General features: G+C 68.2%; 19 protein-coding genes, 1 tRNA gene and 4 pseudogenes. 14 read left to right on the top strand and 10 right to left on the bottom strand.

The window, feature by feature from the left end:
- The first annotated feature begins 337 nt into the window (after positions 1-337).
- The 4 genes from PXH83_RS31210 to melC2 all read left to right on the top strand — a co-directional run bounded on the left by PXH83_RS31210 (position 338) and on the right by melC2 (position 4966).
- Positions 338-895: a PadR family transcriptional regulator gene (locus tag PXH83_RS31210; protein ID WP_274564900.1), complete on the top strand. Its 558-nt coding sequence runs from the start codon at positions 338-340 to the stop codon at positions 893-895.
- 107 nt (positions 896-1002) lie between these two features.
- A complete protein-coding gene (locus PXH83_RS31205; RefSeq protein ID WP_274564899.1) occupies positions 1003-2721 on the top strand; it encodes an acyl-CoA dehydrogenase family protein in 1719 nt (572 codons plus the stop codon).
- Positions 2722-3675: 954 nt separating this feature from the next.
- A complete protein-coding gene (melC1, locus tag PXH83_RS31200; protein WP_274564898.1) occupies positions 3676-4086 on the top strand; it encodes an apotyrosinase chaperone MelC1 in 411 nt (136 codons plus the stop codon).
- 52 nt (positions 4087-4138) lie between these two features.
- Entirely contained in the window at positions 4139-4966 is an 828-nt protein-coding gene (gene melC2, locus PXH83_RS31195; protein WP_274564897.1) for a tyrosinase MelC2, read from the top strand.
- Here the strand turns inward: melC2 and PXH83_RS31190 are convergent.
- Positions 4942-5163 carry a hypothetical protein gene (locus PXH83_RS31190; RefSeq protein ID WP_274564896.1) on the bottom strand — a complete coding sequence of 74 codons (222 nt, stop codon included), beginning with the start codon at positions 5161-5163 and terminating at the stop codon, positions 4942-4944. The genes melC2 and PXH83_RS31190 overlap by 25 nt on opposite strands.
- Before the next feature lie 303 nt (positions 5164-5466).
- Here PXH83_RS31190 and PXH83_RS31185 point away from each other — a divergent pair, with 303 nt between their 5' ends.
- Entirely contained in the window at positions 5467-5937 is a 471-nt protein-coding gene (locus tag PXH83_RS31185; protein ID WP_274564894.1) for a flavodoxin family protein, read from the top strand.
- 117 nt (positions 5938-6054) lie between these two features.
- Here PXH83_RS31185 and PXH83_RS31180 read toward each other — a convergent pair whose 3' ends face one another.
- Entirely contained in the window at positions 6055-6192 is a 138-nt protein-coding gene (locus PXH83_RS31180; RefSeq protein ID WP_274564893.1) for a hypothetical protein, read from the bottom strand.
- 275 nt (positions 6193-6467) lie between these two features.
- Here PXH83_RS31180 and PXH83_RS32390 point away from each other — a divergent pair.
- Positions 6468-6647: pseudogene (locus PXH83_RS32390) on the top strand (NF041680 family putative transposase); the annotation flags it as partial.
- 8 nt (positions 6648-6655) lie between these two features.
- Here the strand turns inward: PXH83_RS32390 and PXH83_RS31175 are convergent.
- Positions 6656-7255 carry a DUF998 domain-containing protein gene (locus tag PXH83_RS31175; RefSeq protein ID WP_274564892.1) on the bottom strand — a complete coding sequence of 200 codons (600 nt, stop codon included), beginning with the start codon at positions 7253-7255 and terminating at the stop codon, positions 6656-6658.
- A 1204-nt stretch (positions 7256-8459) separates the two neighbouring features.
- Between PXH83_RS31175 and PXH83_RS31170 the strand changes: the two are divergent.
- Both PXH83_RS31170 and PXH83_RS31165 read left to right on the top strand, forming a co-directional pair.
- Positions 8460-9011 (top strand): annotated as a pseudogene (locus PXH83_RS31170) (YciI family protein).
- Positions 9012-9454: 443 nt separating this feature from the next.
- Entirely contained in the window at positions 9455-10588 is a 1134-nt protein-coding gene (locus tag PXH83_RS31165; protein ID WP_274564891.1) for a winged helix DNA-binding domain-containing protein, read from the top strand.
- A 182-nt stretch (positions 10589-10770) separates the two neighbouring features.
- Here PXH83_RS31165 and PXH83_RS31160 read toward each other — a convergent pair whose 3' ends face one another.
- The 5 genes and pseudogenes from PXH83_RS31160 to PXH83_RS31145 all read right to left on the bottom strand — a co-directional run bounded on the left by PXH83_RS31160 (position 10771) and on the right by PXH83_RS31145 (position 17542).
- The gene (locus PXH83_RS31160; protein WP_274564890.1) at positions 10771-11415 is read right to left on the bottom strand and encodes a CBS domain-containing protein; all 645 of its coding nucleotides are present in this window, start codon (positions 11413-11415) and stop codon (positions 10771-10773) included.
- Between the two features lie 319 nt (positions 11416-11734).
- Positions 11735-11863 (bottom strand): annotated as a pseudogene (locus PXH83_RS32755) (DUF4265 domain-containing protein); the annotation flags it as partial.
- Positions 11864-12176: 313 nt separating this feature from the next.
- Positions 12177-12383: a hypothetical protein gene (locus PXH83_RS31155; RefSeq protein WP_274564889.1), complete on the bottom strand. Its 207-nt coding sequence runs from the start codon at positions 12381-12383 to the stop codon at positions 12177-12179.
- 932 nt (positions 12384-13315) lie between these two features.
- Positions 13316-15394: a SpoIIE family protein phosphatase gene (locus tag PXH83_RS31150; protein ID WP_274564887.1), complete on the bottom strand. Its 2079-nt coding sequence runs from the start codon at positions 15392-15394 to the stop codon at positions 13316-13318.
- 654 nt (positions 15395-16048) lie between these two features.
- The gene (locus PXH83_RS31145; protein WP_274564886.1) at positions 16049-17542 is read right to left on the bottom strand and encodes a polysaccharide pyruvyl transferase family protein; all 1494 of its coding nucleotides are present in this window, start codon (positions 17540-17542) and stop codon (positions 16049-16051) included.
- Positions 17543-18746: 1204 nt separating this feature from the next.
- On the opposite strand from PXH83_RS31145, the gene PXH83_RS31140 reads away from it, so the two are divergent.
- The 6 genes and pseudogenes from PXH83_RS31140 (at position 18747) to PXH83_RS31115 (ending at position 24041) form a co-directional block, all read left to right on the top strand.
- Positions 18747-19847, top strand: a complete 1101-nt coding sequence (locus PXH83_RS31140) for a polyprenyl synthetase family protein (protein ID WP_274564885.1) — start codon at positions 18747-18749, stop codon at positions 19845-19847.
- 164 nt (positions 19848-20011) lie between these two features.
- The gene (locus tag PXH83_RS31135; protein ID WP_274564884.1) at positions 20012-21376 is read left to right on the top strand and encodes a cytochrome P450; all 1365 of its coding nucleotides are present in this window, start codon (positions 20012-20014) and stop codon (positions 21374-21376) included.
- Between the two features lie 44 nt (positions 21377-21420).
- A complete protein-coding gene (locus tag PXH83_RS31130) occupies positions 21421-22143 on the top strand; it encodes a hypothetical protein (RefSeq protein ID WP_274564882.1) in 723 nt (240 codons plus the stop codon).
- 94 nt (positions 22144-22237) lie between these two features.
- Entirely contained in the window at positions 22238-23290 is a 1053-nt protein-coding gene (locus PXH83_RS31125) for a terpene synthase family protein (protein ID WP_274564880.1), read from the top strand.
- Positions 23291-23356: 66 nt separating this feature from the next.
- Positions 23357-23521 (top strand): annotated as a pseudogene (locus PXH83_RS31120) (IS5/IS1182 family transposase); the annotation flags it as partial.
- A gap of 346 nt (positions 23522-23867) precedes the next feature.
- Positions 23868-24041: a hypothetical protein gene (locus PXH83_RS31115; protein ID WP_274564879.1), complete on the top strand. Its 174-nt coding sequence runs from the start codon at positions 23868-23870 to the stop codon at positions 24039-24041.
- Positions 24042-24190: 149 nt separating this feature from the next.
- On the opposite strand, the gene PXH83_RS31110 is transcribed toward PXH83_RS31115, so the two are convergent.
- On the bottom strand, positions 24191-25321 hold the full coding sequence (locus PXH83_RS31110) for a site-2 protease family protein (protein ID WP_274564878.1): 1131 nt from the start codon (positions 25319-25321) through the stop codon (positions 24191-24193).
- A 577-nt stretch (positions 25322-25898) separates the two neighbouring features.
- Positions 25899-25974: transfer RNA gene (locus PXH83_RS31105), tRNA-Trp, on the bottom strand.
- Between the last annotated feature and the right edge of the window lie 161 nt (positions 25975-26135).

Here is a 26135-nt window from a genome sequence, read left to right as displayed (position 1 = left end):
CGCGATCCCGGAGACTTTGGCATCACCCCTTCGCTCGGGTGGGCATGGAGCGCGCACCGGCCGTCTCGCCGCAGATCGCGGGCCTTGACTGCGTTCAGCATCGATCCGAACGACAGGTCCGGCCCCCTGAAGTCGACCTCGGATCCGCTCACGCGTGGTGAGCCGTCCTTTGCGTAATGTCGCCAAGACATGCGTCTCGGCGCTCTCGCGGCTCTCGAACGGCCTGCTCTCAGATGCGAGCAGTCGCTGCAGCTCCGCCCCGGCCGCCCGGGTGAGCCGTGTCTCACCTGGACTGCGCCGCTTGCCTATGCAACGAGTTGCATAGAAGGATCGGAGCATGGCGCTCGAACACGCGATCCTTGTCTCTCTGCTCGAGAAGCCGGGCTCCGGGTATGAGCTGGCCCGGCGGTTCGAGCGGTCCATCGGCTACTTCTGGACCGCCACCCATCAGCAGATCTACCGCATCCTCAAGCGGATGGAAGGCGACGGCTGGATCGACGTCCGCGAGGTGCCGCAGCAGTCCCGGCCGGACAAGAAGGAGTACTCCGTAGCCGCCCTCGGCCGGACCGCCCTCTCCCAGTGGCTGCACGAGCCGATCGAACCCGAGAGCGTCCGGCACGATCTCGCCGTGAAGATCCGGGGCGCGGCCTTCGACGATCCGGCCGCGCTGATCCGCGAGGTCGAGCGGCACCACCAGGCGCACACCGACCGGCTCGCGCACTATCTCGCCGGAGAGCGGCGTGACTTCACCGGACCCGAGCCTCCCGGAACGCCCGATGCGGGGCGAGAGCTCCAGCATGTCGTGCTGCGCGGCGGCATCGCGTACGAGCGGATGATGCTCGCCTGGCTCGACGACGTACTCGCAACCCTCCACCGGCTCGGTCCGGGGCGCTGAACCGGCGCCGACGAGCCACCCGCACGTCCCGACCACTCCCACCCTCATGTACCTGAAGCTCCCCAGCCCACAAACCATCAGCTCCCAAGCCGGAAAGGCGAACACCCATGGCCGACCCGCTGCTGTTCAACCCGCGCACCTACGACCCGGCGCACTTCGACCCCGAGACCCGCAGGCTGCTGCGCGCCACCGTCGACTGGTTCGAGGGCCAAGGCAAGCGCAAGCTGATCGAGGACTACCGCTCCCGTGCCTGGCTGGGGGACTTCCTCGCGTTCTCCGCCAAGGAGGGTCTGTTCGCGACCTTCCTCACCCCGTCCTCCGCCGACGGGCGTAACGACAAGCGCTGGGACACCGCACGCATCGCCGCCCTCAACGAGATCTTCGGCTTTTACGGGCTCGACTACTGGTACGCGTGGCAGGTCACCATCCTCGGCCTCGGCCCGGTCTGGCAGAGCGACAATGCCGCTGCTCGCACCCGCGCGGCGGAACTCCTCTCCCAGGGCGAGGTGTTCGCCTTCGGCCTGTCCGAGAAGGCCCACGGAGCCGACATCTACTCCACCGACATGCTGCTGGAGCCCGAGGGTGACGGCGGCTTCCGGGCGAGCGGCTCCAAGTACTACATCGGCAACGGAAACGCCGCCGGGCTCGTCTCCGTCTTCGGCCGCCGCACCGACGTGGAGGGCCCCGACGGCTACGTCTTCTTCGCCGCCGACAGCCGCCACCCGGCGTACCACCTCGTGAAGAACGTCGTCGACTCCTCGAAGTACGTCAGCGAGTTCCGCCTCGACGGCTATCCGGTCGGTCCCGACGACGTGCTGCACACCGGCCGTGCCGCCTTCGACGCCGCCCTCAACACCGTCAACGTCGGTAAGTTCAACCTCTGCACCGCCTCGATCGGCATCTGCGAGCACGCGATGTACGAGGCCGTCACCCACGCCCACAACCGCATCCTCTACGGCCGCCCCGTCACCGCCTTCCCGCACGTGCGCCGCGAACTGACCGACGCGTACGTCCGGCTCGTCGGGATGAAGCTGTTCAGTGACCGCGCTGTCGACTACTTCCGCTCCGCCGGCCCCGACGACCGCCGCTACCTCCTCTTCAACCCCATGACGAAGATGAAGGTGACCACGGAGGGCGAGAAGGTCATCGACCTGATGTGGGACGTCATCGCCGCCAAGGGCTTCGAGAAGGACACCTACTTCGCCCAGGCCGCTGTCGAAATCCGGGGGTTGCCGAAGCTGGAGGGTACGGTCCACGTCAACCTCGCGCTGATCCTCAAGTTCATGCGCAACCACCTGCTGAACCCGGCCGAGTACGCGCCCGTGCCGACGCGCCGCGACGCGGCCGACGACGCGTTCCTCTTCCGGCAGGGTCCGGCCCGCGGTCTCGGCTCCGTACGCTTCCACGACTGGCGCACCGCCTACGACGCGTATGCCGATGTGCCCAATGTCGCCCGCTTCCGTGAGCAGGCGGACGCCCTGTGCGAGTTCGTCACCACCGCAGCCCCCGACGAGGAGCAGAGCCGCGACCTCGACCTTCTGCTCGCCGTCGGCCAGCTGTTCGCGCTGGTCGTGCACGGCCAGCTGATCCTGGAACAGGCACGCCTGACCGGCCTTGAGGAGGACGTACTCGACGAACTCTTCGCAGTGCTCGTACGCGACTACTCCGCGCACGCGGTCGAGCTGCACGGCAAGGACTCCGCCACCGCAGAGCAGCAGCAGTGGGCGCTGGGCGCGGTCCGGCGTCCGGTCGTCGACGATGCCCGCTCGGCGCGTGTCTGGGAGCGCGTCGAGGCACTGTCCGGTGCGTACGAGATGGCGCCGTAACAACGGAGCACGCGGACCGTCCGCCCACCAGTCCCAACGCCCGCCGGTGACTGCCCGTCTTGGACCGCAGGAAAGCCAGTAGCGCTCCGCGCGGCTTCGAGGCGGGCGGTCACGGCCCGGGAGTCGGCACACGCCGACACCGTCGGGGCACTCGACGTACTACGGGCCGGCCGGCCCGTCGCCACGCCAACCCGACATAGCGAGAAACCTCGTCCTCAGGGCGGGGAGGAGTCACGTGCAGACGTGGGCGACCTTGCTGATGCTCGCCGCCCAGGAGGTCATTCCGGTGGCTGCCGCAGGCGCGGCTCTCGTGGGCGTGCGCGCCCCCGCGTCTGCGCTGGCGCCTGCGCGGACGCGGGGGCGCGGCTGTTTCGCACCGCTCTGTGCCCGCCGCCGGGTGCCACGCCTGCCCGTCGGCGCGCCGCCACCCCTTCGGGGTGAACTACGTAACGATTCTTCCACCTGCTTGCCGGAGCTGCGGTTCCGCCGAACCACGGCGTGAGAACCGGTGCATGCGCATGTGCGGCGGACGCGGCTGAAGTCCGCCGAAGCGCACTGCCGCATCCTTCGCCCAAGGCCACCTGCAAATCCGGACAGCCTTCGGACGTGACGACTGCCACGATTTGCAGCGTGCGACAACAAATTCTCCACTCCACATCCACATCCTCTGCAAATCCTTCGGATCGGCCTCAGCGCAACGAGCAGCACAGGAAGATCAACTTCGTTCAGCTCTGCACTATGCGTGAGGACTTGTCCGTATAGCGACCAACCACTGCACCGCGACTTCGGCCTGCCGGGCATGAGGCTGTAGTCCTACTCCCGGACGGCCCGCCGGGGCCCCGAACGGCCTGACCAGCCGGACGTTCCCCGGTGAGGGGCCGTCAATCTCCTGCCCCACGCCGAAGACAGGCGCTCCGGGCGCTCCGACTCACATCAACCAGGGGGAACACACCCATGTCTCAACTGACCCGGCGCCGCGCCCTGGGCGCCTCCGCCACAGCTCTGGCCGGCCTCGCTCTGACAGGCTTCGCGCGAACGGTCGAGCCGTCCGGCCCTCCGGCCGCCGGCCACGGCAACCGGGAAGCCCACTCCCCGGACAGCTCCGGGCACACGCGGCCGCAGCCGCAGCCGTTCGACGAGTCCTTCAAAGGGCGTCGCATCCAAGGCGCACCGTCACACCACGGCGGACACCACGGCGTCGGCTACTCCGTGCGCATCGACGGCGATGAACTGCACGTGATGCAGAACGCCGACGGTACGTGGATCAGCGTCGTCAATCACTACGAGACGTTCGCCACCCCGCGGGCCGTGGCTCGCGCCGCCGTGATCGAACTTCAGGGATCGCAGCTCGAACCCCTCCTCTGACGCAGCCGCCGACCAGCAACTCCGTCCAGCCCTGAACCTGAAGGCATTCCCAATGACCGTACGCAAGAACCAGGCGAACCTCACCTCCGCCGAGAAGCGTCGCTTCGTCGACGCGCTGCTCGAACTCAAGCGCAGCGGGCGTTATGACACGTTCGTCACCACCCACAACGCGTTCATCATGAGCGACACCGACAACGGCGACCGTGTGGGCCACCGTTCACCGTCCTTCCTGCCCTGGCACCGCAGGTTTCTCATACAGTTCGAGCAAGCCCTCCAGGCAGTGGATCCGGATGTCGCGCTGCCCTACTGGGACTGGACGGTGGACCGCTCCCCCACGTCCTCTCTGTGGGCGGCCGACTTCCTCGGCGGTACCGGCCGAAGCAGGGACGGGCAAGTGAGCGACGGCGCCTTCGCAGTCACCGCCGGCAAGTGGCCGGTGTCCGTACGGGTCGACGGGCGTGGCTTTCTCCGCCGCGCCCTCGGCTCCGGGGGACAGCAGTTGCCCACTCGAGCGGAGGTCGACTCCGTGCTCGCGATGCCCACGTACGACACAGCGCCCTGGAACAGCGCGTCCGACGGTTTCCGCAACCACCTGGAAGGCTGGCGCGGCGTCAACCTTCACAACCGCGTACATGTGTGGGTGGGTGGCCAGATGGCCACCGGTGCCTCCCCCAACGACCCGGTGTTCTGGCTGCATCATGCGTTCATAGACCGGCTCTGGGCACAGTGGCAGGCCCGCCACCCGGGATCGACCTACCTGCCTGCTGCCGGAACGCCCAACGTGGTGGACCTCAATGACGTCATGCGTCCCTGGAACGACGTGACGCCCGCCGACATGCTGGATCACACCAGGCATTACACGTACGACACCGCTGCGTAGCCCGAGCCTCCCCCGCGTCGGCCCATGGACGGCGCACATCGACGCTCCGCCCGGCCGACGGACCAGATCGTGCCTCGGTGGCTACCGCTGATGATCAGCCACTCCCGCAGGGCGCAGCCGTGACGGCAGATCACGATGGCGCCGGCGGTGCGCTCGGGGGCGAGCATCGCCCTCCCAGCGCCACCGGTCCTGCGCACGCCGCACAGGAAAAGAGGCGTAGGTGGGACCTGCGCCGCCCGCAGCGACCTGGAGGAGGAAGGTTCAGTATTCCTCCGGCAGCCTCACGCCTATCCGGTCTTCGAGTTCAGCAAGACCGTACTCAGTGAGCGGCTCATCCGGGGCCCACCGGTGCCCGAGTAACCCGAACACTTCACTGTTCGCGGGCCAGGGGACCTTGTCGCTGTTCCAGTACGGGTGTGGCTGCCGTCACACTGGCGTGGTGTCACATCCGGCGCGGCTGCACTGTCCTTACTACAGAAGCGAGAGAAGGGATCGTCAGGATGAAGGCCGTCATCGTGTGCGCCTCCGTGTCACACGGCAATACGCGTCGTGTCGCCGACACCATGGCCCAGGTACTGGGCGCGAAGGTTGTCGCCCCCGAGGAGGTCGACCCGGGAGAGCTGGCCGACGCCGACCTCGTGGGGTTCGGCTCGGGCGTTTTCTACAGCAGGCTCCACCCCCGCCTGACCGACTTCGTCAAGGCACTTCCCAACGGGCGGGGTCGGGCGTTCGTGTTCGCCACCAGTGGGCTCCCCGAGGTACCGCTGGCGCCTTTCACCCGCCCCCTGGTCCGGCTCCTCGAAGGCAAGGGCTTCGATGTGGACGGGAGCTTCTCGTGCCGGGCGTTCGACACCTGGACGCCCTTCAAGCTCGTCGGCGGTATCAACAAGCAGCGGCCGAACATCGGGGACTTGGCCGCCGCGCGGGCGTTCGCCGAGCGACTGCGGGACGGGAGAGGGCCGGTGTCCTGACCGTGCCGCTTCGGGGGAGGTGCCCCGGTCCCGCGTAACCCAGGCCATCCCGAGGATCGACGTTGCCGAGCTTTGGGAGCGCTCGGGTGAGCGCGGGCAAGGGCCGGCCCTGACCGGTCACGCCCGGACTGCCGCGGCTGGCTCGTCGCGCCGTAGCCATGAGATGGGCTCCAGGTGGTCCTCGCGCATGTCCTCGGCCTTCGCGACGTAGTCGATCACCTGGCGCACGGGCTCCGTGCCAGCCAGGTTGGGCACCGCCAGAGAGCCGATGCCGGGAAGGCCGGGTCGTTGGCGCGGGCCCAGCGCAGCGCGTTGAGGGTGACGTCGGGCAAGTGCTGCTGGGCCTGGCGCAGCCCCGACAACGTCGTCGTCGGAGACTGCGGGCGCGGGTGCCGGCTCTTCGGCGGTGGGGCCCGTGGGGTGATGTGCTGCCATCCCGCCGGGTAGGAGCTGCGGGAGACCTTGCCGGCAGGACGCGACGCCCAGGAAGAACGTGGCATCGGTACGGCGTACGCCCGTCCATCTCCCGCCTGCCCCGGTTCCCGGACGGGCGCCTGGTGCTGGCGGTGTACGTCTCGCCGTGGCTTGGGTCGGACGCCCCGTGCTCACCGGAGCGGCTGTTCTGCCATGTCTACGGCCGGGCGAAGACGGCCTCGCAGTTCATCCCCTCATCCCCGGCCACAGCCGTACTCCAGGCCAATCCAACTGCCGGCCCCGGTCACTTCGAAGGTCCATCGTTGGCGGGATAGCAGAGGCAGGAGGCGACGACTACCAAGGGCCATAGGGACTGAATGCATGTCACGAGGCGTTCAGCAACACCAGCGGCACCGTGACGGTGCATTTCGATCAGGAACCAGCCTGCACCGACGCCCATCAGAGCGGTCACCACGATGGAGGGCACGGGCCGTAGTCCCCATGGTGCGGTTCCGCCGCGATCGGCAGCCAGAACCGGCCACACCGCCAGGAGAGTAAAGCCGACCGCGGCGACTGACCCGTGGATCAGGGACCCCCCACTGCTCGGCACCGGGAGCAGAGCCACCACCAACGCCACCACTCCCCCGCCGCCCAGCGCCACACGTCCGGCGAACGAGGCTGCGCGCAGCCCCCAGGCGGTGAGCAGGTGGCAGACGCCCAGGGCGAGGAGTGCTCCGGTCATCACCCAGAATCCCGCAGCCCCGTAGGCCGCCAGGACGCTGATCGTCTGAGTAACGGGATCGTAGGCGGGCCCCTCCAGTAGTGCCGCGATCGTCCAGCCTCCGACCAACAGGACAGGGACACACCCCGACGAAAGCAGGGCCCACCTGGGAACAGGTCGCATCAGCCCACCGTAAAGCGCTCGATCATTCCTCCGCGCGCGCACGCGGGCGGGTGGGATCCGAATGCGCCTGTGTCGACCGCAACGCAACCCGGGTGGCCGCTGGGCGGTAGGAAGGCACGTCGCAACGGCGCGGGCCGCACGGGTACTGGGGAAGCCTCGCGGCAGATCGGCATGACCGGCCGGTTCCGGGCCATACACGGGCCAGGGCTCTGCCAAAGCCCGCACCGACGACGCGATCGACCGTGACATCGCGGCGTTCGTCACCTGGCCAACGACGAATGCCGCCGTCAGGCCCGCACTGGTTCCATCCCCCCGACCCTCGCGGCCGATTGCCAGCCTCGCGGTTCCGCCGCACCCTCGCCTGGTTCCTCAGGCGTCGGCCCCACGGACTGGTGGCAGCCTCGATCCAGTACGGCCGCCTCTACGCCCGGATGCTGCAGGGGTACGCCGGCTCCTGCGAGTCCGGGTTACCCGGACTCTGGCGAACTGATCTTCTACAGGCGGCTTCCCGCCCATACGAGGGCAGCGCCAACGATGCCTACGTCGCCGCGATGGCTCGCGCCACAGCGACGTGGACGTCCACGCACCTCCCTCGCACCGGCTCCCCCGGCCTGCCGCTGACAGTGGGGGTCAACATCCGGCGGCCTGATGAAGCCGACGCCCCGGGCAACTACGTGGTGGGAGCGCGCCTTGCCGTTGCCGGTGCGGACGACGGCCAAGCAGTGCCTGCGGGCACCGGTCGAGGCGACTGCCTGGTGAAGCCTCCGCCGCGCCGCGAAGCCATCCGTGAGGCAGTGGCCCGAGTTCACACAAGTCCTCGACGCGGCCGCGGACTGCCTGTGGCCCGTCAACGACCTCATCTCCAGCCACCGAGACGCTGCAGTGGGTTACCCCCACAACGCACTACCTGATCACCCGGAACCAGGGCCTGACCTGGCACCAGGCCCGCTCTCGTCGCAGACCGATTCAACCGCAGCCAAGGCCGGCTCGAACGCGCCCAAACCGTACTGGCACAGCGCATCGCACAGGTCAAAGGGAGGGGCGGCACGCTGAGCGAGTTTCACGGTGCAGAGAACGTGCGACTCGTCGTCTGGTTCCACTGACGTCGCCCGCCCTATTCCAGAACTGAGCGCTCTACTTGGCCAGTGGGGCCAACTACGGTGCTCAGTCGTCACAGTTGCGCATCTTGATGAAGACTGTGGGCATGGAGTTCTTCTGCTACCACCGCGATCGGCCCGGCTCCGTGGCGCTGCGCAAAGAGCTCCTGGAGGAGCACTGGTCCTACATGGACCGGTACGCGACGGAGATGATCGCCCGCGGCCCGACCCTCACCAGCGACGGCGACGCGCCCACCGGCAGCGTGCACATCGTCGACATGCCAGATCCCGCCGCCGCCCGCGCGTTCGCCTTCGGCGAGCCTGGCTACCAGGCAGGCGTGTACCGCGACGTGCTGCTGCGCCGGTAGCGCAACACGTTGGGGCGCACTATGTGGGATTTCCCCGGTGGCCGGACCGGCGGCAACCGATACCTCGTGCTCGGCCTCGGCACGGGGCAGGCCGCCGACCTCGCCGTGCCGCCCGAGCAGGACGAGTTGATCGCGTACGGGCCGCTGCTGTCGGACGACGGCGCCAAGTGGCTCGGTACGGCGGTGCTGATGCGGGCGCCGGACCCGGACACGGCACGCGCCGTCCTAACCCCGGACCGGTACGCCGACATCGAGGTTCACAACTGGCAGTTCGGCGGGCGGCCGTCATGAACCGAGGCGTCGCCAATCTTCCACCTCGTTGTGTTAGCCGTTGCCATCCCGGTGAACGGGCCTGTCCAGGACGGCTCCGACGCCCTGATCACACCAGTCACGCGGAGACCGTCGCATCCGTGCCGGCATCCATGAGAGGTGTCCCCCGCGCTGTGTGTCCGTTTCGGGTCCCCCGGCACGGGGCCCCGAGCACTCGCGTGCCGGCCTGCTGTGCCAGCCATTACGCCCAGGGAGGATCGCCCCACTTCGTCAGATGCACGAAGACCGTACGGCCTTGAGCGGGTCGCTCCCAGTCGACGTCGCCGCTGGTGAACACCGCCTGAACCCCTCGTACTTTGCGTGTGCCAGCAGCCCGAGTTCCGGAGGGTCAGGCAGACACCACCCCAGGCGATCACGGCAGCACGAGGCGCTGACAGGTGCGGGACAGGGCAGAATCCTGGGCTGTGATGATCACCACGCGCGAACTCAACCGGGCGACCCTCAGCCGCCAACTGCTGCTGGAACGTGAGCCGCTGACCGTCCCCGACGGGGTGCGGCGGGCGGTCGCGCTCCAGGCGCAGCACCCGGCCTCGCCGTACCTTGCCCTGTGGAACCGGCTCACCAGTTTCGCTCCGGCCGAGCTCGATGCCGCCTTCACCGGGCGTTCGGTGGTCAAGGCGACCCTGATGCGGATCACCCTGCACGCCGTGCACGCCGAAGACTACCCGGTCTTCCGCGCGGCGATGCAGCCCACGCTGTACGCCTCCCGGCTCGGCCACCGCTTTGCCGTCGCGGGGCTGACCCCCGCGGATGCCGACGAGCTGGTGTCGGAGCTGCTGGCCTTCGCCCGTCGGCCGCGGACTTCGGCAGAGATGCAGGCGTGGGCCGAGGAGCGGCTCGGCGCCGAGAAGAGAGACGCGGCGTGGTGGGGGCTGAAGGCGTACGCGCCGCTGCACCATGCCCCGACGGATGCGCCGTGGTCATTCGGCCTCCGGCCGTCCTTCGTCGCGGCCGGAACCGGGGCCGTGCCCGTGGACCGGGTAGTGGATCCTCAGGCGTTGCGGACCCTGATCCTGCGCTATTTGGCGGGGTTCGGGCCCGCGTCGGTCGCGGACGTGGCGCAGTTCGCCATGGTGCAGCGGGCACCCGTCCGCGCGGCGCTGCGTGCTCTGGACGGCGCCGTCGAGCAGCTCCAGGGGCCGGACGGCGGCACGCTCTTCGACCTCCCGGGCGCCTCCCGGCCGCCCGCCGAAACCCCCGCACCTCCCCGGCTCATGGCCATGTGGGACAGCATTCTGCTGGCCTACGCCGACCGCAGCCGGGTGATACCCCAGGGCTACCGCCCTCTGGTGATCCGGCGTAACGGCGACGTACTGCCCACCCTGCTGGTGGACGGCCATGTCGCCGGTGTGTGGCGCCCGGCGGACGGCGGCATCGAGGCCACGGCCTTCCACCCTCTGTCACCAGCCACCTGGGAGGGACTCGCCGCGGAGGCCCAGTCCCTGACGGCCCTCCTGAGCGACCGCGAGGCGGCGGTCTACAGCCGTTACCACCACTGGTGGGCAAAGCTCCCCGAGGCCGAGGTACGGATGCTGTAACCAGCGATTTCGTTCGCTCAAGGCTTCGATGACACAAACAGTCAAGATCCGATGGCACAGGACACCCCCCGAGAAGCCCCCGACCTCGACGAGGTATGGGGCTCACTTATGCGGACACGGCCGCTGAGGCGCTGCCCAGGGCGGTTCCCGGGGTAGTGGCGGGGGTGCCGCCCGGGCAGGCATTAGCCCGCCCGGGCGGCGGCGAGGTGGGCGTCCACGGCGACAACACCGTCGATGCCCTGGCAGAGGCCCACGACCACCGGGACGAGACGCGGTTCCGGGACGTGCCCCCGCAGAGTGACAGCACCGTCCCGGACTTCGACCGCGACGGTGCCCTCGTCCAGGCCGAGGATGCGCCCCAGGACGTCCTGCTCGACCTCGCCGCGGATCTCGGCGTCGGAGCGGATGAAGGCGTCGAGCAGGTCGCTGCGGCTGACGATTCCGGTCAGGAGCCCGTCGTCGCCGACCACCGGCAGCTGCTTGACGTGCCGCGTGCGGAGTTCCCGCGCGGCCCGGGGGATCGTCCAGTCGGCGCGGGCGATGAAGACGGGGCTGCTCATGAGCGCGCCCGCGGTCCGGGCCTGGGCTTTGCCCCAAGCGCGCTCGTCATTCCCGTCCTGCCCCTGCGGATCGGGCATGCCGGTCTCGTGCCGCAGCACGTCGGACGCCGACACGACGCCGACGGGGGCGCCGTCGTCGTCGACGACCGGGGCCGCGACGATGTCGTTCGCGTCCAGCAGAGCAGCGACCTCCTGGACCGGTGTATCGGGGCGGAGAGTGATGACCTCCTCGGTCATCACGTCACCGACCGTGCGGCGGTGCAGCATGGCATCGGCCTCCTCCTGCAAGCGCTGTGCGACGGGGCGACCGCGGTCGGACCGCCCGGGCGGACAACGCGCGGCACGTCGGTCTCCGCGGCCCTGCCGGCCCGTCCACACCGTCTCCCCTACCCATGACAGCACTACGCCGCTCCGGCGACCAGTGACGTTCGGTCTGGCGGGGAGGGCCGGCGGTCCCACGGCCAGGAGTCCGGCCGAGCGCGCGGTAGATGGTGACGACGCCGGACGCCTGGCCCTTGCGCTTGCCGATGGCGATGATCAGGCCGCCCCCCTGACCGCTCACTCAGCGTCATTGAGCTGCGGGCTTCAGCCCGTCCTGCAGGAAGGGAACGTTGGCCACACGCGCGGTGTCGGGAGTCAGCGGTGTGGCCCACAGCCCCTCGGTGTCGTACGGGAGCCGGCCCGCTCGCGGTACGAACCGGAACCAGGCCTTGATCTGATCAGGTGCGGCAGGGGCGAACCCGGCGCCGGTATGGAAGTCACCCCATGATCGTGCACCGTGCCAGTGGCCCCCGCCGCCCCTGCAAGCCCGCCATGCCCCGCACCCTCGCCCAAGGACCACGGTGGGGCGGCGCCGAGGCCGGCCGCGTTTGCCGCGTACCGGCGGTATCGCCTTCAGCAGTGGGCCCATGAACAGGATCTCATCGTGGTCCGGGTTGATCTTGGTCGCTGAGTGCACGCGCAGTCCCCGTACGCCTCGACCTTGCTCTGCCGGAGACGTTACGTCGCCTCCACCGTGAACCGTGTGTTCAGGCCTTCCAGCAGTTGGCGTCCATGCGTGTGCCGCGCCACCGCAGCTCGCCGTCCGTCATGCGGTACACGCCGCTGACAGGTGTCCCGGTAACCCGTCCGGGCGGGCCCTGGTGGCCCAGGGTCAGTTGTGCTGCCTGCACCGGTGCGAGGTCGGTTTTGGTCGCAGTAACGTGGCCGCGGAGCTCCAGGACGTGCCGCAGCATGGTCGGGCAGTTGTTGCTCCTTGAGCTCCACCTCGCCCAGGAGCCAGGTGGATGCCTGCATTCGGCAGTTGATTTCCGTGCCACCGCGGATTCACCGCTTACCACGAAGTCCGTGCCGAAGACACCGATGTAGCCGAGGTCCGCGAGTCCCCAGCCGATCCTCTCGGTCGCTTCCTGTCCTCGGGCCAAAGCCGCCGAGGGGCCAGTCTCGCCGCTGCTCCGAAGTCGCAGCCGGAGTATCCCCCGAATGACCCGCCGAGCCCTGACACATCGGTGAGCTGGACGGAGGGCCGCAGGACAGTGACTGAGCCGTCTCTCGACACCAAGCCGTGGAAGTTGAACGAGGTGCTGCCCACGTAGGCGCTCACCAGCCACCGCTCTGCGGCCGGGATCTTGTCCAGATCCTGCCTCCCGTCCGCCCAACTCGCGAAACCACGCACGCATCGCGGTCTTGTCCTTGAGTACGGCGCTGGTGGGCTGGGTGAGGTGGGGCGCAGGACGGGCACCCAGGCGTTCCAGAGCCGTAAGCCACTCCGACCGGGGTGGCAGATATGAGGCGGGCGCCAGCTCTCTGCCCCGCCACCGGCCCTCCACCAGATCGGGCAGGGCCTCGACAAGCCGGTCGAGCTGCCCGAGGACATCGGTGTCGGTCCGGTGAAGCAACAGCTGCTCGGCCGAGAGGAGTTCGGCATCGGCCTGATACCAGGCGGTGGCATCCACACGACGACACCCTCGTCGCTGACTCCCTACACGTGTCCTGGTGAGCGGCGATGACACGACCCACTGGGAGCGCTCCGCGGCCTAACGCTGGGCTGGGATTCCGGCGGCGCGTACGACCCACTGAAACTCGTGCCGTAAGGGCAGATAGCCAGTTCACAGAGGGCGGAGTTGTCCCCTCTACGCGTGGCACGTTGCGCTGCTGGGGCCGTCGGTCAGCGGCGGATGCGGGCGATGAGCAGGGCGACGTCGTCGTGGTCGTCGGGATGACGCAGCGCGGCCAGGAGGTGGTCGCAGGTGTATTCGAGGGTGCGGTGTGGGCCGTCGAGGAGAGTGACGAGGGCGTCCAGGCGGGTGTCGATGTCCTGGTCGCGGGTCTCGACCAAGCCATCGGTGTAGAGGACAAGTTGGTCGCCGGGGTCCAGGTCGATGGCGGTGGTGCGGAAGGGGACGCCACCGACGCCCAGCGGGGCGCCCGTGGGCAGGTCGAGTAGTTCGGGAGCGTGTCCGGGCCGCATGCGGACAGGAGGCAGGTGTCCGGCGGTGGAGATGTGGCACTGCGCGCCGTGGGGGTCGTACAACGCGTAGGTGCAGGTGGCGAAGTACGGGTCCAGCCCGGCGGTGATCCTGTCCAGGTTGCGGAGCACCTGGGTAGGTTCAAGGCCCAGTCCGGCGAGCGTCTGGGTGGCGGTGCGCAGCCGGCCCATGGTGGTGGCGGCCTTGATGCCGCTGCCCATGACGTCGCCGACGACGAGCGCGGTCTTGTCGCCGGGGAGGGGGAGGATGTCGTACCAGTCGCCGCCGACCTCGCTGGCGGTGCCGGCTGGCTCGTAGCGGGAGGCGACTTCCAGGCCGAAGAGTTGCGGCGGCGGGTCGGGAAGGAGGCTGCGCTGGAGGGTGAGGGCGGTGTCGCGCTGCTGCTGGTACCAGCGGGCGTTGTCGATGCAGACGGCTGCGCGGGCGGCCAGCTCGGAGGCCAAGGTGGCGTCGTCCTCGGTGAAGGGCTGTGGGTTGCGGGCGCGTACGAGATCCAGGGCGCCGAGGACCTCGCCGCGCGCGATCAGCGGCACGGCCAAATAGGAGTGGACACCCGCCCGGGCCAGCAGGGCGGCCGCTCGAGGGTCGCGGGCGATGAGGGACAGATCGGCCTCGCCCACGTGGGCCACCATGACGGGCTGGCTCGTGTTGACGGCCCGGGTGACCAGGCGGTCGGCGTCGTAGCGGGCTACTTCGCTGGGAGGGTCGGCGACGCTGGTGGCGTCGGTGGGGTAGGCGGCGGCCACGGCCAGGGCTCGAAACAGCGCAGGTCCGTGAGCAGGGACGGTGGTGCGGTGGCCGGCCAGGGCGGAGTCGAGAACGTCCACGGCGGCCATGTCGGCCAGCTCGGGCACGGCGACATCAGCCAGCTCGCGGCAGGTCTGCTCAAGATCCAGCGTGGTGCCGATGCGCACCGAGGCATCGGCGACCACGGCCAGCCGATGCCGGGCCCGGTCCGCATCCAGGGCCGCACGGTGCCGGTCGGTGACATCGACCGCCGAGGTGCCCACGCCCAGCACCGTTCCACCAGGGTCTTCCAGGCGGTAGTAGGAGACCGACCAGGCGTGCTCGGTATCGGGGTCGGCCGGGGTGCGGCCAACGGTGTACTGGTCCAGCAGCGGTACGCCGGTGGCCAGGACCCGGCGCATCCCGGACTCAATGCTGTCGGCGTCCAGGAAGGGCAGCGCTTGCCGCACGCTCCGCCCGAGGTGCTGCTCGGCAGGTAGGCCGTTGATCCGCTCCAGCGCCGGGTTGACCATCACGTACCGCAGGTCGGTGTCGAGGACGGCCAGCCCGATCGGCGACTGGTCGACGAGCCGCACGGACAGCGCCAGGTCCCGCTCCACCCGCCGCAACGTTGCCTGGTCGGTGGCCAGCCCCAGGGCGTAGAGATCACCGCGGTCGTCCTGCAGCCGCATGTTGCGGAATTCCAGCAGCCGCGTGCCGCCGTCCTTGTGCCGCACGGGGAAGACGCCCGCCCAGGTCCCTTCGCCCTCCATCACCTGAGCGAACAGATGAAGCACGCGGTCGACGTGCTCATCGGCCACCAGCAAATGGGCCGCGAACTGGCCGAGTGCCTCCTCGGCGCTGTAACCCAGCAATGCCTGGGCCTGCGGGCTCCAGAACACGATCCGCCCGTCCGTATCCAACACCCCCGCCGCCACGCCCAGCACATCGAGCAGCCCGCCCGGCTGCGACGGCCCCAGATCTGCACGTTCAGCGGGGCCAAGATCGGCCTGGAACCCATCCGTACCCATGGCCAGCCGCTCCTTCCACCCGCCGGCACGGTGGTGATCCCACTTCTCCAGCGGGCGACGTGGTCTCTTCCATGGTCGCCCAGCACCAGTGATTCCCGCAGCCCCTGAGTGCTCGGCAAGGCTTGGCCGCTCAGTAACCAGGCCCGCGTTCGCCACCAGCGTCCCCGCCTGGCTCGGCGCCGTCGTGTTGGTTCAGAGCCGCGTCGGTGGTGGGCCTGCGCACCCAGAGCGACGCGGGATGAGCGGACCCCGCATGAGAGCCCAGTCGTTGTTCTGCAGCTGACCAGATCACTGGTCGCACGCGGCGGTCATGAAGTTGCCCTACGCGATCGGCAGCATCTGGGCCCCCCATGTGGCGGGGCCCAGACGCAGGTGACCGAGCCGATGGCCGGCTACCCGTGTGTCGAGCGGTATGTGGCAGTACCACCAGTGTCCGCGACGTCGTCGGGCAGACCGAGCAGGCCGCAGGACCTCGCTGTGAAAACCACCGGCAGTCACGACGAATGCCGCAGGTCGGGAGCGACCCGTCCTCTTGCGTCGGCGGTTACCTGGCTGTGGTGTCCCATCACATGGCAGCTGACCTGCGCGTTTCTACGGTGTCGGATGATGAGTGACCGTCGCTCTCCCCGGCTGCGTGTTGCTGAGGCAACCGGGTTATCGGGAAAAGACGTTCTTGCTGGACCGGCGGAGGCGGCGGCGGAGGGCGGGGCCGATACGGACGAGTAGTCGTCTGTCGATGCCGGTCACCTTCTTCTCCGCAGCGGTCAGGCGGCTCTCGGCTTTGGCGAGCCGCTTCTCCAGCATGCCAAGGTACTGACCGAGTTCGGCGTTCTTCTTCTCGGAGGCAACGAGCCTCTTGTTCAGGGCGTCGTTGTTTTGGATCACGCGGTCAATGCGACGATCGGCTGCTGCGTGCTGTTCGCGCAGGCGGCTGATGCGGTAGCGCATGTTGCCGTCGTCGTATCCGTCCCACAGTCGCAGTGAAGGCGGCAAGGTCTGCTCGGCCATCCGGGCGTCGAACGAAGCGCCGCCGTCGCCGTGGTCGTACGTGTTCTCCAGGTCGTTCTTGTCGAGAAACGCCGCTATGCGGGCGAAACGCTCTCGGTGTCTCTTGAGCATAGAAGTGAAATCCGCCTGTTCGTACAGCTCTTCCGGGCCGGTGCAGGCAGGCAGATCGCGCAGCATACGGTGGGGAAGGTCGAAGTATCGGCACAACTCCAGCGTGCGTGAGTCGTGCGCCAGGACGACGGCGGGCGTTCCGGCGAGCAGGGCGGCGATGTTGCCGTGGATGCGGGTCCCATAGGCGAAGTCGTAGTCGGCCAGTTCATCGATCCAGGTTCTCGGATCGAGAGGAACGGTGACCTTCTCCTCACGAAACAGCGGGTGGCTCAACTGCAGCGGGAAGGAGTCCTCGTGGCCGGCCTCCCTGGAGGTGTCGCCCCAGAAAAGCAGCTCGGCATCGACCAAGTTCTGTGCGTAGTACGTCAGGTTCTCGAAATGCTGCTGGGCATGGGTCGCGATCCCGGCGACGTCTCCCACGGGAATCGCTTCAGGGGAGAGGTTCAGCGCTATTCGTGAGTCCGGACCGAACATGCCTGGCTCGCGCAGCTCGGGGAATGTGTCTCCGTACAGGAACATCGACGGGCAGCCGATGATGTCCACGTCCCGGAATCCCAGGCCGTTGAGGTAGGAGGCGGTCAACTCGCCCCGTACTCCGATGGAGGCCGATTTCTCCAGCACCGCGGTGGCGAACCGCCTGACGGAGTCGGTCATGGGCAGCAGAGCGTCGGTGTCGTAATCTGCCCCCACCTGGGCGCCGACGCCCAGCACCACCACCGGGATAGTGAGCTGCTCGATCAGCCGGGACAGTCTGTCCAAAGAGGCGCGGAAGTCAGGGCGGAAGGCATTGGCGAGCGGTACGACGAATACATCGTACTCGTCGTTGATCTGCCCCGCTCGCTCGGCCGACGGGTTCGTCTTGATGCCGTTGGACGTGATTGTGCTCCACGGGGTCGAGAGCAGTTTGTGTGCGGAGTCGCTGAAGAGCAGATTCCCGCTGTTGGTGGCCATCAGGTCCTGGTGCAGGTACTCGGCTGATTCGGCCGCGCGGAAAGGGCTCTTGCCGGATCGGAGAAGTATGCGCTTCATGTGCTCGTCCACCTTTCGCAGCTGAATGAGCAGGGAATGGGAACGCTTCCTGCACCCCTGGAGGCAGGGCACATACTGGGGCAATCCAGACCATGATAATCCTCGCACTAGTGAGCGAATTCGTGGGCGCCTTCACCGCGGCCAAAACCGCATCCCAGTGCCCGGCTCCTTCGGTTCTCGGGTGAGTACGAAGGGTTCCCGGTCCTGAGTAGCGGCACGCATGCCCGGGCCTCCCACTGCGACCATGAAGCGACCGCGTAGCGAACACCCCTGCATTACGCTCCACCGGCGGCTCCACCGCGCTCTGCGCAGCGCCGCCTTGACCGCGCTGTGCGCTCTGGCCCCTTGCCGCCTGCGGCGCCCAACGAGCGGGCGGCAACGATTCGAAGGCCGCGTCCGGCGCCCGGCCGAGGCAGCCTCGGCCGCACCTTCCCGCGCCGGAGCCGAAGACGCCGAGTTCCTGGCGTTCATGAACCCCTCAACTCCGTCGCCGAGTTGCGCGAGAAGCATCCGCGGCCCCCCGGACCGATGGAGGAACGCCTGCGGCAGGGCCGCCCACCACGCCCCTTGCCGAACTGCCCGTCCCCCAGGCGACCCCGCCCACGGGCGAACCCCGGGATCCTAAGGCCGCCAAGAGGGAGGTGGAGCTGAGTCCAAAGTGATGCGGAGGGGCCACGGCCGACAACAGCATCGACGTACGTCCTTCCCGCAACACCGCCGCCTTCACCCTCGCCCTCGCCCTCGCCCTCGCCAGCGACCTACCTGCCCCGGTGCTCAGCCAGATCCTCCGCGTCAGCATCGCCACCGCGGTGCACCGGAGCACCTGCGTCAAGCGCGACTGGTCGTCCTACCTCCAAGCCCGGACGCTCACTCCCTCAACCAAACGTCCCCCGTGACAGTCCATGGGGGGACTGGCACTGCAGTGCGCCACCCGCACACTGCGAGAGCCGGGGCGCGCGCGGGGACGAATATTGCTCCTTGCGACCCCACCGCGCGGCGGCAGTTCAGATTCTTGCTGTTCATGTCGGGGAAGAGTTCGTTGAGTTGGGTCGGAGCTTGATGGACGTGCCCCGAGCATCGTCGGGTCGGTCCCTGCGGACGTCCGTGAACTCAACTTCTTTGCTTGTCATCCAGCGCGCTGCCCCTCGCCCGGGCGCGATCCGGTGATGAACATCGTCAGTCTCGGGGCCCGGAAGGTGACCGGATGGCAGCGCTTCCCCTGCAGTTCCCCCCACCGGGGAGTGCGGACGACATCGACCTGGCGTCGCTCCGGCAGGCGGTGGGCGTGGCACTGCGCGAGTTCCTCCACAGCAAGAACCGCACGGCGGACAACCCTCGCCTGTCGCCGTTGATCGAGGTGCTGCAGGACTTCGTCGCCGCCGGAGGCAAGCGAGTGCGTCCCCTGCTGTGCTGTTGTGGCTGGTACGCGGCAGCGGGATCCGGCGCGTTCGCCCCGGTGTTCCAAGTGGCGGTGGCACTGGAGCTCTTCCACACCTTCGCTCTCATCCACGACGACATGATGGATGCCTCGGAGACCCGGCGTAGTCGACCCAGCGTCCACCGCGCGCTTGCCGCCGGCTTCGAGGGGCACAGGGACGCGCACACGGCCGAACTGCTCGGCAGGCACAGCGCGATCCTGCTGGGCGACCTCGCCCTGGTGTGGTCGGACCATCTGCTTCAGACCAGCGCCCTCACCGCAGTCCAGCGCGCCGCCGTCCTGCCACTCCTCGATGCCATGCGCACAGAGGTCATGCTCGGCCAGTACCTCGACCTGTGCCATGCCGGCCGGGCGGGCGGCGATGTCGAGTCCGCGTTGCAAATCGCCCGTTTCAAAACCGCCAAGTACACCGTCGAGCGGCCGCTCCAGATCGGCGCTGCCCTCGCCGGGGCCTCCCCTGACACCCTCGCGGCCTGCACCGCGTACGCCCTCCCGATCGGAGAGGCGTACCAGTTACGCGACGACCTCCTCGGAGTCTTCGGCGATCCGGCCCTCACCGGCAAGTCCGCTCTGGAGGACTTGCGTGCCGGGAAGCACACCGCGCTGCTCGCCATCGCCCTGCGCAACGCCGACGCCTTCGAAGCCGCTGTCCTCCGCCGCCTTGTCGGCGACCCCACACTCGACGAGAACGGTGCCGCAGCCGTGCGAGGCGTCCTCACCGCCACAGGAGCCCGCGAAGAAGTCGAAGCCATGATCCGCAGCCGTCGCAGACAAGCACTCGGGGCATTGGACCGCTCCCCGTTTCAGCCCGCCGCCCGGACCGCACTGAGGGCGCTGGCCCGCACCACCACGGAGCGCACGGCATGACCGCCGCCGACCGGCTGGATCCCGTCACGGCCAACGGCGACCTCGCGGGCGCCAACTCGTATCTCCCGACCAGCTGCCCCAGCAACTGAGCCGTGGAAAGGGACTCGAATGACGAATCCATGTGACGCAACGTCAGCAAACCCGGACGCAGCGGGAGGTGAGTCGTGCACGCCGACCGTCCCGCGCTGAGGACAGGGGTCGCCCCAGGCGCCCTGCCGGGGATAGGCCACGCCTGGCAGCTGCGGACGCGGCCCCTGGAGTTCTTGGCTTCCCTGCCCGCCTACGGCGACCTGGTCGAGATCGGGTTCGGGCCCCGACGCGCCTACGTGGTCTGCCATCCCGAGCTGGTGCACCACATCCTGTCCGATGGACGCACCTTCGACAAGGGCGGCCCCTTCATGGACAAGCTCCAGCAGATCATGGGCGACTCCATCGGGACCTGCGCGCATGCGCCTCATCGTCGGCGGCGCCAACTGGTGCAGCCGGCCTTCCACCCTCACCGGCTACGGGACTACTCGCACCTGATGAACCGCCAGATCGCCGCGGTGCTGGAAACCTGGCGCGACGGGCAGGTGATCGATGCCGCCGCCGAAATGGATGAGATCACCGCCAGGGTAGCGGCCTGCACCATGTTCGCGGCCGACCTGGGACCCGCGACCATCGCCGAAGTCCGCCATTGCCTGTCCGTCCTGCTCGACGGGCTCTTCAAGCGCATGACGGCACCGCTGCCCCTACTGGAGAAACTCCCCACCCCGGCCAACCGCCGCTTCGACGCCGCGCTCACTCGCCTCAACGCCATCGTCCATCAGATGGTCGCCGCCTACCGGCGCAGCGGCAACGACCATGGTGATGTGCTTTCCATGCTGCTGACCGCCCGTGACGAGTCCGGCGGCTCCTTGAGCGACTCAGAGATCCGCGACGAGGTCGTCACTTTGTTCCTCGCCGGAATGGAGACCACCGCATCAGTCCTGATCTGGACGCTGCATCTGATCGGACAGCACCCCGAGATCGAGGAGCGGCTTCAGGCCGAGGTCGGCACAGTGACCGACGGCAGGACAGCGGGGTTCGACGACCTGCCCAAACTCCGGCTGACGGGGCGCATCCTGGCCGAAGCATTGCGCCTGTACCCGCCGGCATGGTTGTCCACCCGGGTGGCCACCCAACAGGCCGAAGTCGCGGGCACTGTGATCCCCTCGGGTACCGCAATCGTCTACAGCCCCTATCTGATCCAGCGCCGAGCCGATATCTTTCCCGACCCCGAAATCTTTGACCCCGAACGGTGGCTGCCCGACTGCGGCCCCGCCCCGCAGCGCGGCGCCTACGTACCGTTCGGTGGCGGCGCCCGCAAATGCCCAGGCGACGTCTTCGGTCTCACCGAAGCCACCCTGGCCCTCGCCGCAATCGCCGGGCAGTGGACGCTCCACCCCCTTCCCGGAGTACGAGTCACGCCGCAAACCCGCGGCCCCCTGCGACCGGACCGACTTCTTCTACGCATTCAGCGCCGATCCCGTCACGGCCACGGGAGCTGACCCCTTCAGGACTCATGCCGACAGCGGCGCGAAAAGGAGGATGTATGTACGACCGGAGCTCAGTCCTGCAGAGCCTAGACGCCAACGCGGTTGCCTTTGCCATCCTCTTCGGCGGTTTGACGGCGTTCATGTTCGCCTGGTTCTGGCTCGTCATCCGCAAAGCCGCCCGGGAACGGCAGTACAGCGTGCCCATTGGCGCGGTCTATTTCTGGCTCGCCCACGATGGGACCGCCGCGCTGGGCATCATGGAGTGGCCGGGCCCTGGGAGCCACTGGTTCATCATGTTCCTGCGCTGCGCGTTCATACCGGCCACTGTCCTGGACGCCGTTCTTCTCGCCCAGATCATCGCCTACGGCCGCGGCGAACTTGCCCCATGGCTTTCCCAGCGTGTCTACGCCGCCTCGATCCTGGCGGGCGCCGCGTTCATCACCGCCAACTGGCTTGTCGTCATGCACGCCCTCCACGACGATCTCCACTTCATTTCCATGGCTCTGACCATCGCCCTTCCTCTTCCGCTGATCACAGCGACACTCTGGCGACGCCACGCCTGCAGCACCCTCTCCCCACTGGCCTGGACCGCCTACACGGCCATGGTGGTGCTGTACTTCGCCAGCACATTCACGCTGGGCGGCTATTTCCACAGCTGGCCCTGGATTCTCCTGGCTGCCGTCAGCTGCACGTGGGGCATTGTCCTTATCCGGATGATCTACGCTGCGCCGCCTCATCGGGTACAGCAGTCAGCGGTGGCCACACGACCGCCATCGTGAGCCGATGACAAGATCCCGTCTCCCTGCCCTGCTCCACCGAGGAGGCACCAGCACGCTCACACATCCCATCGCGCTGCAAACCGGAAGGATCCCCATGCGGGACGCCCCTGCCCTGCCCGAACAACCGGCGTTCTACTGCCCCATAGAGACTGCCATCCACCCCGACGTAAACCTGCTCGAGCAGACAGCCGACAACTGGCTCGCCGAGCACAGCCTCTACCGCACCCCCTACGAGCGCGCCACGGTCCTGGGCTCGAATGCGGCCGAGTTCTTCGGCAGGCTCACCCCCACCGCGCCCACCGATCGCCTCCAGACAGCCGTGAACTGGTGCTATTGGGGCTTCGCGTTCGACGATGCCCGATGCGACGCAGGCCCGGCCAACTATGACACCGCCCGGTTCGTGGACCTGGCCAGCCGACTCCTGCGCCTGCTGGAGACCGGCACCTGTGCCGAACCCGACCGCTACGCCGCCGCCCTGTACGCCATCGCCCACAGCGTCCAGCAGATCGCCACGCCTACGCAGTTCAGACGCTGGACCGAAGCACAGCGAGCTTGGCTCCTGGGCGTCAGCTGGCAGATCAGCAACGACTACCGCAAGCACGTGCCATCGGTCAGCGACTACCTGTCCATGCGGATGCACGCCTGCGGAGCAGGCCCCTGCACAGCGATGATCGAAATAGTCAACGGCATCAACGTCGGCGACCCCCTCGACACACCGCCGGTCCGGGCCCTGACCGAACTGACCTGGACGATCGGGGGCATCGACAACGACCTCATGTCCTACCGCAAGGAAGCCCAGCACGCACAGACAGGCCAGAACCTCGTGACAGTGATCGCTCACCAAGACCACTGCACACCCTCCCAGGCACTCCACGCAGCCGTAGCGCTCCGCGACCACCTCATGGCCCTCTTCCTCCAGCTACGCGAACAGCTCCTCACGACCGCCCCGCCCGCGCTGCGTCACTACCTCACCGACCTCGGTCACACCATCCGCGGCAACCTCGAATGGAGCGCCAGAGTCCCCCGCTACAACGGCCCCGGCCCATCCGCGCCGCTGCGCTGGGCACGTCAACCAGCAGCCGGCGAGCGGCATCCCCTGCCGCATATCGCCTGGTGGTGGGACCAACTCGACCGGGACAAAACATGATTCACCGTTGGAACCTAACCGGACTCTCGGCGGTGCACGATTCGCAGGCTTGGAACCATCAAACGTGTGGCTGGTGTGATCACGGCATCTGAGCCGTCCTGGACAGGCCCGTTCACCGGCCTGGAACCGTGCTGCTTCGGCAAGTTGGTGTCGACGCTGCGTCGCGAAGGGGCGGACACGGTACGAAGAGGCCGCCCATGGCGCTTGCCCTTCGAGGACAGAGTGAAGCTGCCGTCCGGAAACCCGTGGCAATCGCCGACGGCGGTTACCCGAGAGCCAGCGCCTCAGCCACGTCGAACCCGTCAGCCATGCAGCTGACCCTGCGTGGTCGCTGCACTCCAACCAGCCGCCATCGTGTTCGTCACGAAATGTGAACTACAGCCAGCCGTACGCGTCCTCAAGCCGGAAGCGGCCCTGGTCTTCACCGACTTGATGGCCGCCGAGAAAACCCCTGACGAGGTACTGCACCCCGCCGTGTCCCGCTTGGGCGTGGATCGCTGGCCACGCCGGACTTCTACCACCGGACACTCACCGGGCTCGGCCTGTACCGCATCAACTTCGACAACCCAGCGGCCAATTGGTCAACCACTATGTGCGCCTCACCGAGAAGACCCACAAGCTCGAGGAGGAACTGCGCGGCGTCATCAGCCCCGCCTACCTCGACAGCCTGCTCGGCAACTTGCCCCTCTGGGTGGACGCCGCCCGCCGCGAGCAGCTGCGCTGGGGCATCTTCCCCTACAACATGAGTTGAGCGCGTTCGCCGGCTCAGTCGCAGATCTTGCGATCGAGATGCACTACCTGAAGCGCGATCCCGCGGGTCCTCAGTGGCATCGGCGCCTAACATCGCCTTGTCGGTGGCCCGCCAACCAGCACAGCGGTCGCCAACCAGCACGCACGTGCTCACTGGCTGTCCGTGCCGCGGAGTGTGTTGCGCTGAACGAGCCGCGAGAGGTCACGCGCGGTGATGATGCCCACCAGGCGCTGGCCATCGATGACGAGGATCCGCATGCCGCTGCCGGGGTGGACCTTTTCCAGTACGTCTTCCAGGAGGTCGTCCGGCGCGCACGTGCTGCACTGCGACAGCGGGATCGCCACGTCACGCACGCGCAGCGTCTCCCGCTGCGGCAGCGGCGTCTTCGCGAGCTGCGGCAGGTGGACCATGCCGCTGGGGCGTCCTTCGAAGTCGATCAGGGGCAGGGTCGAGTGGCGGGCCCGCACCGCAACCTCGTCGACGCAACGTTCCACGCTCACCCAGTCGGGGCAGGTTTCCACGGGCCTCGACATGGCATCGACTGCTCGTATCCCGCGCAGGGCTGCGGCCAGCCCGGCGTGCTGCCGCTCCGCGTTGGCGACGATCATGATGAAGAAGCCGACGACCATCAGCCACAGACCGCCCAGTGCACCGCGCAGCACCGAAAGCCATCCGAAGGCGATCAGCAGGAAGCCGAAAACCTGCCCACTGCGTGCGGCTGCTCGTTCGGCCCGGTCCCGGTCTCCAGTGCGCCACCACATCACCGCCTGCACCACCCGCCCTCCGTCGAGCGGCGCGGCAGGCAGGAGATTGAACGCTCCCAGCACAAAGTTCACCCACCCCAGCCACACCAGGACAGCCGCGGGCGCCGCCCAGCCGAACACGGCGTCCAGCCCGAGGCCTGCCCCGAGCGCCGCTGCGCCTACGACCAGGCTGGTGAGCGGCCCGCTGATGGCTACGAGGAAGGCCGCACCGGGCGCGTGCGGCTTGCCCATCTGCGTCATCCCGCCCAGCGCCCAGAGCGTGATGTTCTGAACCGGGATGCCCTTCCTCCGGGCCGTGATCGCGTGGGCGGCCTCATGGGCGAGCAGGCTCCCGAGAAGCAGCAGGGCACCAGCCAGGCCGCCGGCGGTGTATGTGGCGTTCGACTGTTCCGGAATCCAGGCTGGGAGCGTCTGGCTCCCCAGGCTGTACCCGAAGAGCACGACGAGCAGGGGCACGGTCCAATGAATGCGCAGCGGCACCCCCTGGACTCGTCCGATCCGTACCGAGCTGTTCATAACCGTCTCCCGAGGACCGAAGCAGGCGGCCCTCCACCCGAACCGGTACGCCCTGGGGGCCTCCCCGGGACCGGACCAGCGGGATGTCCGCCCACTGCCAGTCTCGCTCTCCGGGGCCGGTGGCCGGGAGCGTGGCTTTCCTATGTTCGGAGCATGTCGACGAGGCGGAGAATCTCCATGGGCAGCGGGAAGATGCGAGTGGACTTCCGGTCGCTGGAGAGCTCCGCCATCTCGGAATCGCGGAATGGTGGAATGGTGGAATGGTGGAATGGTGGAAAGGATCCTCAGGTGAAGAGCAGCCGGGTGACCCTCCAGCCGCACCGCAGCTTGCCAACGTCTCGGCGGCCTCGAATTCGCCCTTGGCGTGGATGACCTTGGCGTGCTGGTCTCGCTCGGACTCGGCCTGCCGGGCCATGGCCCGGCGCATGGTCTCGTGCAGCTCGACGTCCTTGACCTCGACCAGGGTGACCTTGACACCCCACGGGTCGGTCACGCCATCGATGATCAACCCCAGAGGTTGGGGGTGGAGCGAAGGCTCGCTCGGCGGACCTGATGATGCCGCAATAGTGGCGGCAGGTGGCAGGGGTGACAGGAATCGAACCTGCGGCATCCGGTTTTGGAGACCGGCGCTCTGGCCTCTGAGCTACACCCCTTTGATGTTGATCAGCTTGGCATGACAAACAGCCTCGGCCAACAGGTTTTCGGCCCCACTACGGTTTACGCGCTCGGCATCCGTCTGGCGCCGGCCACACCCGCTAGGGCGAAAGCCGGTAGGCTGTGCCACCCCGGATGCAGGGCGGCGCGTGCCGCGCTC

It is taken from the genome of Streptomyces spiramyceticus (genome assembly GCF_028807635.1).
Taxonomy (GTDB): Bacteria; Actinomycetota; Actinomycetes; order Streptomycetales; family Streptomycetaceae; genus Streptomyces; species Streptomyces spiramyceticus.
Note: the sequence above shows the minus strand (reverse complement) of the source record. Positions and strands in the feature narration are given on the sequence as shown.